This window comes from Pseudoduganella dura, assembly GCF_009727155.1.
Lineage (GTDB): Bacteria > Pseudomonadota > Gammaproteobacteria > Burkholderiales > Burkholderiaceae_D > Rugamonas > Rugamonas dura.
The window spans coordinates 2,867,030-2,880,136 of sequence record NZ_WNWM01000002.1; the positions used below are offsets into that span (position 1 = coordinate 2,867,030).

The window sequence follows — 13,107 nt, forward strand, 5'->3', positions numbered from 1 at the left end:
GGGTTCACTGTCGCGCATTGGCCGCGAGCACGGCATCGATCGCGGCGAGATGGGTTTCCAGGAACGCGCGCAACGCCGGATGCGCCGCCGCGGGATCCTCATCGTATGGTGAGAATACCATCAGTGCAGCACCATCATCGCTGCCAGTCAGAAATTTTTGTTTCGTTTGCAACAATTTCCCCGTATAGTTACTGGTCGTTACGTTGCCGCCGATGGCATACCACTGCCAGACGACGAACCGGCTGCCGCCAGGACCCAGCAAGGTGGTTTCCCGCATCGTGAACGGCCGGCCGGCGATGGTTTCCATGCGAATCGCCACGCCGGTTTCACTCCAGCCACTGCGCGCCGCCGCCAACCGGTTGGTCGAACTGATCAGCTTGCCCCCACCGCCATCGCGGTAATACTGCAGCCAGAAGCCCACCTGCCTGTCGCCAACCTGGTAGAAGCGACGCAACGTGCCGCTGGCGGGTGCGAAATCGGGCTGCCACTCGGTGAAGGCCGGCACTGCCGGCACCCTGGCGGCGAACGATGCCACGTCGACCGACGGCGGCGATGCGTTGCCGCGTTCGATATACCAGCCGTAGGCGGGCCATACGCCGATGCAAGCGGCCACGCCCAGCACCGCCGCGGCGATCCTGGCCGACGGCGCCGATGGTGTACGCGACGCTACCCTCGCTTTGGCGCAAGCAGCGGATGCGGCAGGTGCAGCGGGTACGGCCGGTGCATCCTCGCGCCAGAAACTGCCGACCCAGAACAGCAGCAGCATCACCAGGCCGAAGAACGCCCAGCCGTAGATCAGGTGGTCGACGCCGACGGCCAGCGTCATGTTGCTGGTGTGGCCGATCATCACGATCATATAGGCGCGCAATCCGTTGGCGAAGACCGGCAGTGCCAGCGCAACGACGACGAACAGCACGCGGCGCCACGTGGTCTGGTACGTGAGGTATGCGTACAGGCAGCCCAGCGTGACCGACGAGATCAGGTAGCGTAAACCGCTGCAGGCCTCGACCACCGACCAGTTGCCGCTGGGGATACTGAAGTTGTTCCCTTCGCGCAGCACGGGAATGCCGGTCAGGCGCAGCGCGTCGACGGTGAAATTGGCGGTGATGCCGATCAGCGGCTCGATCAGGCCTTCGCCGACCGGCACGCCGAACAGCAGGAACGCCAGCGGGAAGATCAGTGCACGGGCGATCGCGGTGCCGAACACGGCCAGCACGGTGAGTGGAATCATCACGGCGAAGGCATACTGGCGCACCACCAGCACGTCGCCCAGCATGGCCAGCATCCAGGCCGCACCGCACAGCAGCAGCGCCGCCAGCGCCGGCCAGCAGGGACGCACCGGCAGCAGCGCCAGCTCCGCGCGGCGCCGCCATACCAGCCACAGCGTGATCGGCACGATGACGAAGCCATGCGCGAACGTTTCCGATCGGTCCCAGATCGAGACGATCGACGCGGCCGTGTCGAAATAGGCAAGCAACGGCAGCAGCACGGCGAACGCGGCGATCCACCGCTGGGCCACGGGCGGCGTGCCGTTGGCGGAAAGCGCCGTCGACAGCCGGGCTTCTTCAGTGACAGTCATCGTGTTCATGCCCGGTTCCATGTTGGTGAAGCGATACCGGCCGGGTGCGGTGCGGTGCCGGCCGGCTGCCGTGGCGCTTCGAGCAGCGCATCGAGCGGTGCCAGCCGGGCTTCCCAGCCATACGAGGATTCGACGCGGGCACGGGCGGCGGCGCCGAGCGCGGCGCAGGCCGCATGGTCCGCCAGTGCGGCAACGATCGTTTCCGCCACGTCGCCGGCATGTTCGGCCAGCAGCACCTCGCTGCCGGCGGCGGCATCGATGCCTTCCAGCGCCTGCGGGCTGACGACGACCGCCTTTGCCATCGACATCGCCTCCAGCACCTTGTTCTGGATGCCCCGCGCCACGCGCAGCGGGGCGACCGAAAGCGCCGCGTGTGCGACATACGGCCGTACATCCGGCACGGTGCCGGTGACCGTGACGCCGGGCAGCTGCGCGAGCGCCTGTACCTCGGCCGCCGGCCGGGCGCCGACGATCACGAACGATGCCCGGGGCACGCGGGCGCGGACCAGCGGCAGCACCTCGTGCGCGAACCACTGCACCGCGTCGACGTTGGGCCAGTAATCCATCGCCCCGCAAAACACCAGCGCGCGGTCACCGGATGCGTAAGGGTCGGCATGACCGGCATCGGGGGAAAAATACCCGGTATCGACGCCATTGCCGAACCAGCCGATGCGCGCCGCGCTTTCCGGTGCCAGGGTGCGGAACAACGCCGCTTCAGGGGCGGAAACGAACAGCGCCGCGTCGCTGTCAGCGGCGACCTTGCGCTCGTAGCGCAGCAGGCGGTCCGCCTCGTAGCCATACAGCAGGCTGGCCGGCCACGACTTCTTCTGCGCGTAGGCGCGCCACTTTTCCGAATCCACATCGCACAGGTCGACCACGCGGCGCGCTTCCGGCCAGTCATGCGCATACTGCGCCATTGCCGACGAAAAAACGACGACTCTTTCGATGCCGGTATCGCGCATCGTGCGGCGCACCCAGGCGCGGGTGGAACGGTCGCTGTAGTAGTCGAGGGAGAGCGCGCGGTTGGCCAGCAGGGCGCGCAGGCTGCGCAACCGTGCGCGGCGCGGATTGAGCGGGGCGAAATGGCTCGATGCGCACAGTTTGCGCACATGCGCCACGTATTGCCAGTCGTCCGGATCGTCGACGAACGTTGCCAGGTGCACGCGATAGCGCGCGGCGAGGTGCCGCAGCAGGTGCCACGAGCGGATCTTGTCCCCCTTGTTGGGAGGATAAGGGATGCGGTGCACCAGCAACAGCAGGTCTTCCACGTGTCACCCCAGGTCTTTGACGATGTGCGGACCGAGCGCGTTCGCCAGCGGCAGCGGCAGTTTCTGCCACAGCTTGATGAACAGTTGGTACTTCGGGTTCAGCGGATTCACGTCCGGCAGGTCTTGCGACGCGACCAGCCGGTATTCATACGGCAGCGGCTGCGCGGTGAACCCCCAGTTCTTCTTGAAGTCGAACGCACCGGTACCGCGCTTGCTGCGGCCGAAATCGAAGATGCGGCAGCCTTTCGCGGCCGACGCCTGCATCAGGTTCCAGTACATGAAGTCGTTGCCGGCCACGTCGCGCGCTACCGGCATGCCGCCGCCGTAATACGGCAGCACTTCCTCGCGGAAAAAGAAGCTCAACACACCGGCAACCAAACGCTTTTCCGCCCCTTCGCCCTGCACGATGATGCGCACTTCGCAGTCGTCGCGGAATTCCTCTTTCAGCAAGCGGAAGTATTTCTTGGAGAATACCGGCGTGCCGAGCCGGTGCACGCTGTTGGCGTAAGCGGTGAAAAAGCGCTCGACATCCTGGTCGACTTCGCCTGTCAGCCCCAGCTTGATACCCTTGCGGACCATCGCACGCTGCTTGCGGGGAATCGCATTCATGTTGGCTTCGTCGTCGGCGCCTATCTCCTTGCGGAACGTGACGTACAGGTCCTTGCCCAGCCAGGCAGGATCGTCCGGATGGGCGGGCGCGACATTGCGGTACTCGAGGTGCCCCGCGTTCAGCGAGGCGGCCAGTTGCAGCGCTTCGGCATCGAGCGCGGCACGTGCCGTTCCGGTCAACGCGGCCACGCCGCCGTATACGCAGAACGGCAGCGCGATCAGCGAGTGGCCGAACAGGCGGCTCTTGATCTGCGCCAATGGCAGCACGCCTTCGATTTGCCCGTCACGCTCGGCCAGGAAGAACCAGGTGCGGTGGCCGAAGGCCTCTTCGATCACCCGCTGCCAGCCGGCACGATGGAAGAACGTGGCCTCCGGACAGGCTTGCACGAACATATCCCAGCGTGCCCGGTCGGCGGCATCCGCGCGCAGCAGCCGCACGGACAGGGGACCCGGTTCTGCTGCCGGTTCGATGGCGGGCGAAGCCGGCACGGGCGCGGTTTCGGCAGCGGTGCCCGCGGCTACTTGCGCGCGCTGCATGGCCTGTTCGATGATGGCGTTCATGCACGCTCCAGGAAGATGCGGTCCATCCGGTCCCATTTGAAATCGCGCGTCAGCGCACGGATACGGCGTTCCATCCGCTCCAGGTTCACATAGTGCCGGAAGCGGCTCTTGGCGCCGACGCCGTCGATGCGCGGCTGGCCGGGATCGATTTCCCACGGGTGAAAATAAAAGATCGCCGCCTGGCCGTCCTCGCGATTGACCCGCCGCATCAGGCGGCGCGACAGCGCATATGGCAGCAGCCGGAAATAGCCGCCCCCACCGGCCGGCAGGTTGCGTTCCATCACGCGCACCGTGGTGATCGGCACTTCCAGCAGGCCGTCGGTGCCGTTCGGGTAGAACGCGAAGCGGGGCGCGTCCGGCATGCCGTAGTGATCGTGCGCGATCGGGTAGATCGACGAGCTGTAGCGGTAGCCCGCTTCCTGCAGCACGTCCAGCGCCCACAGGTTGGCGGGGCCGATCGAGAAGCTGGGCGCGCGGTAGCCGAGCACCGGCGTGCCGCCGATGTCTTCCAGGATCGCCTTGCTGCGGGCGACATCGTCGAGAAACTGCGCGCGCGTCTGGTCCGATGCGCGCAGGTGGGCATAACCGTGGCTGGCCAGTTCGTGGCCGCCGGCCACGATGCGCCGTACCATCGCAGGGTAGCGCTCGGCGATCCAGCCCAGCGTGAAGAACGTGCCCTGTGCGCCGCCCTCTTCCAGGATCGCCAGGATGCGCTCGATGTTGGCTTCGACGCGGCATTCGCGCGCCAGCCATGTGTCGCGCGCGATGTGGTCGGCGAACGCGGATACCTGGAAGTAATCCTCGACATCGATCGTCATCGCGTTGCGCAACGCATCGGCGCCGGGCGCGGTCGCCGTCGATTGCGCGGTTGCCTTCAGCTGGTATTCGGGCGCGTTCATGGCGGCTCCGTTACCGGTTCTGCAGCCAGGCGGCGACGATCGCCGCGATGCGCTCGGCGGCGCGGCCATCCCAGAAATGCGGCACCCGGCCGGCCTTGCCGCCGCCGCCGGACACGCCCTCGAACGCGGCCAGGATCGCGGCCGGGTCGTTGCCGGCGATCGTGTTGGTGCCTTCGTCGACAGTGATCGGGCGTTCGGTGTTGTGGCGCAGCGTGATGCACGGCGTGCCGAGCGCCGTGGTTTCTTCCTGGATGCCGCCCGAGTCGGTCAGCACGACAGTGGCATCCTTCATCAGGCCCAGCATTTCCAGGTAACCCATCGGCGGCAGCAACAGGATCGATGCCCGGTCGAGCAGATGCGACAGGCCGAAGCGTTCGATCGTGGCCCGCGTGCGCGGATGGACGGGGAAGATCACCGGCATGCGCTCGCTGATCTTGCCGGCCGTTTCCAGCAGGCGTTTCAGGATCGCGGCATCGTCGACATTCGACGGCCGGTGCAGCGTGAGTACGGCAAAACCCTTGTCCGCGAAACCTGGCCGGCCGGCATCGGCAGCAATCTGCGCGGCGGGCACCGCGCGCGGCAGGTTCAGCCGCAGCGTATCGATCATCACGTTGCCGACGAAGTGGATGCGCCCGTCGGCGATGCCTTCGTTCAGCAGGTTCGCGCGGCCGCTTTCCTCGGTGGTGAACAGCAGGTCGGACAGCTGGTCGGTCAGCACGCGGTTGATTTCTTCCGGCATTGCCCGGTCGAAGCTGCGCAAGCCTGCTTCCACGTGGATCACCGGCACGCCCTTCTTGGCCGCCACCAGCGCGCATGCGATCGTGGAGTTGACGTCGCCCACCACCAGCACGGCCGACGGCGCCACGTCGTCCAGCGCCGGCTCGAAGCGGCGCATCACCTCGGCCGTCTGCTGCGCATGGCTGCCGCTGCCGACTTCCAGGTTGATGTCCGGGTCGGGAATGCCCAGCGCCTGGAAGTACTGGTGATTCATGGCCACGTCGTAATGCTGGCCCGTATGCACGAGCTTGGCCTCGATGCCCGGCAGGGCATCGAAGGCCGCCATGATTGGCGCCATTTTCATGAAGTTCGGGCGCGCGCCCACCACGCACAGGATACGGTGGATTTTGTCGGTATCGCTCATGTCATTCATCCAAAGCCTGGTTGACGCCGGCTGGCGTGCTCACGATGCGTTTCAGGATCGACAGGACGGACCCCATCGATCGTTCCAGCCGCAGCATGCGCTCGTCGAGCACGGACGGGTACTGGTTGGCGAACACGGCACTTTCAGGGTCGAACGCCGTGGCGTCCGCCAGTGGCGCGGCTGCTGCCGGCGCGGCGGCGGGAGGCTCGAATTCCTGCTGTATGTCGCGGATCACGGTATCGACATCGGCATCGGTGAAGGCATGCATCTCTTCCAGGAAACCCATCAACAAGAGGCGGTCGCACAGGTGGTTGGTTTTGCGCGGTATGCCTCCCGTGAATTCGTAGATGGCCGCATGGGCAGCCGGCGTAAACGACGGATCGCCTGTCCAGCCCACGGTAAGCAACCGGTGCTCGATGTAAGCCTGGGTTTCCAGTTCATCCATCGGCCCCAGGTGATAAGTGGCGATGACGCGCTGGCGCAGCTGCTGCATGCCGGGGTTGTGCAGCGTGGCACGGAACTCCGGCTGGCCGAGCAGGAACGTCTGCAGCAGCGGCTTGTCATCGGACTGAAAGTTTGACAGCATGCGCAATTCTTCCACCACGCGGGGCGTCAGGTTCTGCGCTTCGTCAACCACCAGCAGTGCCCGCTTTCCGGCGGTGTCGCAGCCGCGCAGGAAATGCTCGAGACGGGCCAGCAGCGTCGTCTTGCTGGCGCTGTCCTCGAACGGCAGGCCGAACGCGGCAACCACGCCGCGCACGATGTCGTCCGCATTGACATGCGTGTTGACGATGTGCGCGGCCACGATGCGGTCCGATTCGATCTGGCGGAACAGGTTGCGCACCAGCGTGGTCTTGCCGGCGCCCACTTCGCCCGTGATCACGATGAAGCCCTCGCCTTGCGCCAGGCCATACTCCAGGTAGGCCATCGCGCGTTTATGCCCCTTGCTGCCGAAGAAGAAATGGGGGTCCGGGCGCAGGCGGAAGGGCTTGTCGCTGAGCCCGTAATAACTTTCGTACATGGTGAAAACGTCTCGCTCGGTCAGAAATTCATCGAAAGGGAGGCCGCCACTGCATTCTCCGTATAGGAGCTGTTCTGCAACGCCAGGCCGCCGGAATTGCGCCGCACCTCCAGCGTGCCCGACAGGCGCTGCTGGAAGCTGCGCGTCACGTACAGCCGAAACTGTCGGTTGCTCTCGCTGAGCTCGTCGCTGAGCGACTTGCTCCGGCTTGCGGTGGCGGACAAAGCCGCGCTGGTGCGGGCACTGAGCCGGTAGCCAACGTTCAACGACAGCCCGGTCTGATCGGTGTTGTCGTTCAGGTTTTGCTGGCCCGCGCCCAGCAGCGGACTGTCGTATTGCACGAGCGACAACGCCTCGCGGCGCATCTTGTACACCGTGACGACCGCATTGGTCCGCGCCGAACGCCAGGCCATCGAGGCATTGAACTGCCGCTGCAACGTATAGCGGTTGCTGAAATAGTTGACGGCGTTGGGCAGCGAGCGTGGCAGGCCGAGAGCGCGGATGTAGGCTTCGACAAACGCGGCGCGCTGCACCGGGTCGGGGATGTTCGTCTGGTACATCTGGCTCAGCATCGCTACCGTGTCGACCGCCGACGGCAACAGGAAGTTGTTGCGGCTGGTACTCACGTCGTCGCTGTAGTTGATGCTCCACACGGTGTTGCGGCTGCGGTGACTGGCGGCCAGGAAGTAGCTGTTGCCGTAGTAACGCCGGCCCGCCGACATGCGCAGGCTGGTGCGTGCACTGGGCTCCAGCGAGAAGCCCAGCGACCAGGAAGCGCCCTTGGTGCCCTCGCCCATGCCTTCATAGTCGTATTTGTCGTAGCCGGCCGTGCCGGTCAGGCTGAACTTCCGGTTCAGAGAGTAGCGCAGCGATGCGAGCGCCGAACTGTTGATCGATTTCGGCGCGATACCGTCCTGCAGGTTTTCTCGGTTCAGCTGCAGGCCCCAGCCAAGTGTCTGGAACGAAGACCCGCTGTTGAGCGACATGTCGATCGTGTCCGATGTGCTGCGGGGGAAACCGCCCAGGTCGCTGTCGACCAGGTCGTGCGTATAGCGCAGCTGGGTGGTGGCAAAGCCGCCGAACTGGTGCACGAGATACGGCGATACCCGGTAGCTGCGCACTTCGCTGCGGTTGCTGTCCGAATACGGGTTGTCGCTGACCGGGCCGAACGCCGATACCGGCGTTTGCGTGATGCCTGCCGAGGCATCGAAAAACAGCAGGTCGCGGATGACGTTGCCCCTGGCCATTGCATTCAGCGTGCTGTTCAGGCGGTCGTTGCCCGTGTCCCGCTTGTCCGAATAGGCGAACGCGTTCAGCCGGTAGGAGGCCGAGACCTGCAGCCGCGGGGTGTCGTTCGTCACCGTCAGGCCCGGCGCCACGGATGTGATGAACTGGCTTCGCTTCTGGTCGTCGCTGCGCAGCTCGGGATTGTCCGACCACGTTTCCCGCACCTCGACGCTCGGCTTCACCTGCCACGCCGCACGCACGGCCGACGGCAGCAGCGCGAGCAGCATGGCCGAGCCGAGCACGGCGCAACGGGTACGCCGTTCAGCCATAGTGATAGTCGTATTTGCTGGAGGAATTCATCTCGCGCGACTTGTTGTAGACGAGATTGACATTGCTGCAGCCTTCGAGCTGGTGCAATGCTTCCTTGACGGCATGCTGGGTGGTTTTTTCGGATTCGACCACCACGACGATCTGCCCCATGTGGCTGGCCAGCACGTGCGCCTCGCTGGTCAGCAGCAGCGGCGGCGAATCGAAGATCACGATCCGGTCCGGGTACCGGTTGGCGATTTCATGCACCAGCGACTTCATCGCCTGGCTGGCCAGCAGCTCGGTCGCGCGCGGGTTGGACGTACCTGCCGGCAAAATCGACAGCGTGTTCACGTTCGTGCGCAGCATCACTTCGGACATGTCGAGGTGATCGTCCAGCAGGATGTCCATCAGGCCGCGCTGGGCCGGCAGGCCCAGCGTGCGCAGCACGGAAGGCCGCGCCACGTCGGCATCGACCAGCAGCACCGTGTGGTCGAGCTCCATCGCAATGCTCATCGCCAGGTTGATCGACGTGAAGGTCTTGCCCTCGCCCGGCAGCGAACTGGTGATCATGATCAGGTTGCCCGGATTCGCGTTCGCCTTGCGCGGCGTGAACGCGCGCTTGATCAGCGGCCGCTTGATGATGCGGAAATCCTCGACCAGGTTGGTGCGGCCGCCTGCCGCGGTCACGAGCCCGGCTTCGTTCATGCGAGCCAGGTCCAGCTCGATCATGCGGGTGGTGCGGCGCAGCTGCTCCGGCGTGGCCGGGTCCGGGTTCGACAGCGCGGTGGCAGGGGCTTGCGCAGGCGCGGGCCTGACCGCCTCGGCCACGGCAACGTCCGGACTGCCGGCTGCCGGTTCCTGCACGACCGCGGGTGGCGCTTCGCTGCGGACATGGGCCAACGGCGCTGCCGCCGCGGGTTGTTTGCCGATACGGTTCGCGGCTTTTTCAATGATGCTCACGTTGTAACCTGTGCTTTCCCCGGCCTAGGCTTGCCGGAAAAGGGTGAGTGCCAATACCCCGCCGTAGGCGGTAAACAGCGAGGCGACCGCGGCGGCGAAGGCATACAGGCGGCGACGGCGGCGCACTTTCTGCTGGTCGGTCCAGTTCATGCCGATGCTGCCCAGGATCGGCAGGCCCGTCGCTTCGCGCAGATTGGTCTGGCTCAGGAAAGTCGGCCGGATCTGGCTCAGCAGCAGCGCGGTACCGAGGCCCGCCACGAGGGAAGCCAGGAATACGAGCGTGTACAGGCGTGGGCGGTTCGGCCCGGCCGGGGTGCTCGGCACGGCTGGCGGATCGACGACGCGGAACGTCATCATGTCGGTAGCCGTCGACAGGTCACCCGACAGCTTCGCCGCTTCGCGACGCTGTACGAGCTTCTCGTAGTTTTCCTTGTTCACCGCGTAATCGCGGTTCAGCTGCGCCAGCTGCGCTTCCACTTCCGGCGCCTGCGTGCTCAGCGAGCGCATCGTTGCCAGGCGCGACGTGTATTCGCCGACCCGCGCCTGCAGCGAGGCGATGCGCGCTTCCTCGACCGAGAGCTGCACATTCATCTGCTGCAGCATCGGGCTGTAGTTCGCTCCAGGATCGACCGCGCGCATCTTCTTGGCTTCCAGCTTCTTGCGCTCCTCGAGCTGCGCAATCAGGCGCTTGGCCGCCACGATGTCGGGATGCTCTTCGGTGAACTGCATGCGCAGCTGGTCGAGGTTCTTTTCCACGGTCGCAATACGGCCATCGAGTTCCGGGTTGACGATCGCGCGTTCGGTGGTGTCGGTGACCGGTGCCATGTCGTCGCCGGCAATCTGGCGCTTGATCGCATTGCGCGCCTGTTCCGCTTCCAGCAATTCCAGCCGGGCCTGGCTGATTTTCTCGCTCAGGTCGCCATAGGAGGAAGCATAGTCGCCGCCCTGGCGCGGCAGCAGGCCCATGTGGCGGATCTTGAATTCCTTCAGCGCGTTCTCGCCGATGGCCAGCTTGTCTTCATACATCTTGATCTGGTCGTCGATGAACTGGATCGCTTTTTCCGATTCCTGCTTCTTGCCGCCAAAGCTGCCTTCGACAAAAATCGTCAGCAGCGACTGCACCACATCCTTGCCCAGCTTCGGGTCAGGGTTACTGTACGACAGCGTATAGATGTCGTCGCGCTCGGTGCCACCAATCTTGATCTGGCTCATCAGCTCGTCGACGAGCTTTTCGTGTTCCCGGGGACTCTTGGCCTTGATGTCGAGGTCGACCATGCGCAGCACCCGTTCCACGTTCGGGCGGCTGATCAGCGTGCGGCGCATGAACATCACCTGCTGTTCGGTGTTGGGCAGCGTGGTCATGCTGGCCATCAGCGGTTTCAGGATGCTCTGGGTATCCACATAGACACGGGCGGAAGCCTGGTAATCGTTGGGCAGCCTGGAAACAACGGTCCAGCCGACGACCGCAACAAGCCACGTGATTGCCACCGCGTACCAGCGGTACTTGCCAATTGCTTTGAGGAAGCTCAAAAGCAGGGCCATCATTTCTGCCATCTTGTTAACTCACTTTCCGCCAAGCCGATCCAGGATTTGACTACTGCGACAACTCACTCAGTCGCCTTCCTAAATATTGCTTAAATTACATCAATCGCTCTATCATACCGCAGAATTCGTTGCCTGTTGATATTAATTTTTCTTTCCAACATGTCATTGCCCACAACGTTGCAATCTGCTGACAGCGCGGAAATGTAATTCCCAAAAAGCAATCTTAATCTGCTACTACTTATCTGCTATCCTGACCTGATGAGCTCGATGACCCGCCCGATGTACTCCCTGTTGCTGGCATGCTGCGCTGCCGTCATCGCGCTTGCATCGCCGGCCCGTGCCGCGCTGAAGGACACGATCCCGGCCGTCAAGCCGTCCGTGGTCGGCGTCGGCACGCTGCTGCGTACCCGCAGCCCGGCCATTGTCTTCGTCGCCACCGGCTTCGCGGTCGGCGACGGCCTTTCCATCATCACCAATGCCCATGCACTGCCGGTACTGGACGTGGAACGGATGGAAACGCTCGGCATCGTCATCGGTACCGGCGAAAAACTCGACTTCCGCCCCGCCACCATTGCCGCCATCGACCGCGAGCACGACCTGGCCCACCTGCGGCTGACCGGCGCGCCGCTGCCAGCGTTGCGCCTGGACGGCGGCGGCACCGTTGCCGAAGGCCAGGCGCTGGCCTTCACCGGTTTTCCACTCGGCATGAGCCTTGGCCTGACGCCGGTCACGCACCGGGCGATGCTGTCGGCCATCACGCCGATTCTGTTGCCTTCGCTGACATCGCGCCGGCTCGATTCACGGACGATCAGCCAGTTGCAGCGCCGGCCGTTCCAGATCATGCAACTGGACGGCACCGCCTACCCCGGCAACAGCGGCAGTCCTGTCTACGACCCCGACAGCGGCGTCGTGCACGGCGTGCTGAACATGACTTTCCTGAAAAACCAGAAAGAAAATGCCATCAGCCAGCCGAGCGGCATTTCGTATGCAATCCCCGTTCGGTATGTACAGGAATTGTTGCAGCAAAATGCTAACGGGAAGTAAAAAATTGCCCGATCAACCCGGGCTCTCGTATAAAATAAGCAACACAAAATTTACACAACGAAAGTTACGAGCGTGTAACAAGCTGCTGCCTGCGGATGGCACGATCCCATCGCCCGTAATAACCAGACTGGAGAGTCCTGTGAAATACCAAATGCTGTTCAAATGGCTGGCGGCAGGCGCGATCATGCTGGGGGCCCTGGGCGGTTGCGCCAGTTCCGGCAACACGATGGTCGACGCGGGGCCGGCACCGGCGCCCGATTATCTGATCGGCCCGGGCGATAACGTCAGCATCATCGTCTGGCGCAATCCGGAAGTGTCGCAAAGCGTACCCGTGCGGCCGGACGGCAAGATCACCACTCCGCTGGTCGAGGACCTGGAAGCCAGCGGCAAGACGCCCACCGTGCTGGCGCGCGACATTGAAAAGGCGCTGGCCAAGTACATCCAGCAACCGGTCGTGACAGTGATCGTTACCGGCTTCACGGGCACTTACGGCGAACAGATTCGCGTGATCGGCCAGGCCGCGCGGCCACAGGCATTGCCGTACCGGCGCGACATGTCGCTGATGGATGTGCTGATCGCCGTTGGCGGTGTCACCGAATTTGCAGCAGGCAACAAGGCCACAATCATTCGCAATGTAGACGGCAAACAACAGCAATACCGCGTGCGCTTGAACGACCTGATCAAGGAAGGCGATATCTCGGCCAATGTATCGATGCGCCCTGGTGACATCCTGGTGATTCCCGAGAGCTTCTTCTAAGCTGGGTGTTCTAAGCCGGCTGAGCTGTCGAAAATCTTTACAGCATCTGAGCCAGATCAACAATGACCTCCAGCTCTTTTGCTTTAAGTCATTGATTTAGAAGGTGCAACAACCGCGATCGGTCGTCGGGAACGGTAATTGCTTACTATTTTCGCAATACCCGCCCAACCGACCGACCACCTAGAAG

Annotated in this window: 11 protein-coding genes; 2 read left to right on the forward strand and 9 right to left on the reverse strand. The window is 63.9% G+C overall.

Translation table 11 applies throughout. From position 1 onward, the window contains the following. Nucleotides 1–4: 4 nt before the first annotated feature. The 9 genes from xrtA to GJV26_RS12575 form a co-directional block, all read right to left on the reverse strand. On the reverse strand, nucleotides 5–1,588 hold the full coding sequence (gene xrtA / locus GJV26_RS12535; RefSeq protein ID WP_229419273.1) for an exosortase A: 1,584 nt from the start codon (nucleotides 1,586–1,588) through the stop codon (nucleotides 5–7). Further along, a complete protein-coding gene (locus GJV26_RS12540; RefSeq protein ID WP_189441828.1) occupies nucleotides 1,585–2,847 on the reverse strand; it encodes a TIGR03087 family PEP-CTERM/XrtA system glycosyltransferase in 1,263 nt (420 codons plus the stop codon). Before GJV26_RS12540 ends, xrtA begins: the two co-directional genes overlap by 4 nt. A gap of 3 nt (nucleotides 2,848–2,850) precedes the next feature. After that, the gene (locus tag GJV26_RS12545; protein ID WP_371866464.1) at nucleotides 2,851–4,017 is read right to left on the reverse strand and encodes a FemAB family XrtA/PEP-CTERM system-associated protein; all 1,167 of its coding nucleotides are present in this window, start codon (nucleotides 4,015–4,017) and stop codon (nucleotides 2,851–2,853) included. Next, complete coding sequence (locus tag GJV26_RS12550; RefSeq protein ID WP_155712427.1) at nucleotides 4,014–4,835, reverse strand: XrtA system polysaccharide deacetylase; 822 nt, start codon at nucleotides 4,833–4,835, stop codon at nucleotides 4,014–4,016. Before GJV26_RS12550 ends, GJV26_RS12545 begins: the two co-directional genes overlap by 4 nt. Nucleotides 4,836–4,926: 91 nt before the next feature. Further along, nucleotides 4,927–6,066 (reverse strand): non-hydrolyzing UDP-N-acetylglucosamine 2-epimerase, encoded by a 1,140-nt coding sequence (gene wecB, locus GJV26_RS12555; protein WP_216643129.1) that lies wholly within the window; start codon nucleotides 6,064–6,066, stop codon nucleotides 4,927–4,929. Then, nucleotides 6,059–7,078, reverse strand: a complete 1,020-nt coding sequence (locus GJV26_RS12560) for an XrtA/PEP-CTERM system-associated ATPase (RefSeq protein ID WP_155709104.1) — start codon at nucleotides 7,076–7,078, stop codon at nucleotides 6,059–6,061. The genes wecB and GJV26_RS12560 overlap by 8 nt, the downstream gene beginning before the upstream one ends. A gap of 20 nt (nucleotides 7,079–7,098) precedes the next feature. Next, nucleotides 7,099–8,634 (reverse strand): TIGR03016 family PEP-CTERM system-associated outer membrane protein, encoded by a 1,536-nt coding sequence (locus GJV26_RS12565; RefSeq protein ID WP_155709105.1) that lies wholly within the window; start codon nucleotides 8,632–8,634, stop codon nucleotides 7,099–7,101. Beyond that, nucleotides 8,627–9,574, reverse strand: a complete 948-nt coding sequence (locus GJV26_RS12570; RefSeq protein WP_189441826.1) for an XrtA-associated tyrosine autokinase — start codon at nucleotides 9,572–9,574, stop codon at nucleotides 8,627–8,629. The genes GJV26_RS12565 and GJV26_RS12570 overlap by 8 nt, the downstream gene beginning before the upstream one ends. Nucleotides 9,575–9,598: 24 nt before the next feature. Beyond that, a complete protein-coding gene (locus GJV26_RS12575; protein ID WP_308807627.1) occupies nucleotides 9,599–11,119 on the reverse strand; it encodes an XrtA system polysaccharide chain length determinant in 1,521 nt (506 codons plus the stop codon). Between the two features lie 267 nt (nucleotides 11,120–11,386). Between GJV26_RS12575 and GJV26_RS12580 the strand changes: the two genes are divergently transcribed. Together GJV26_RS12580 and GJV26_RS12585 are read left to right on the forward strand one after the other, a co-directional pair. Continuing rightward, nucleotides 11,387–12,163, forward strand: coding sequence for a S1 family peptidase (locus GJV26_RS12580; RefSeq protein WP_155709107.1), 777 nt, complete (start codon nucleotides 11,387–11,389; stop codon nucleotides 12,161–12,163). A gap of 151 nt (nucleotides 12,164–12,314) precedes the next feature. After that, entirely contained in the window at nucleotides 12,315–12,920 is a 606-nt protein-coding gene (locus tag GJV26_RS12585; protein ID WP_155712429.1) for an XrtA/PEP-CTERM system exopolysaccharide export protein, read from the forward strand. Nucleotides 12,921–13,107 lie beyond the last annotated feature (187 nt).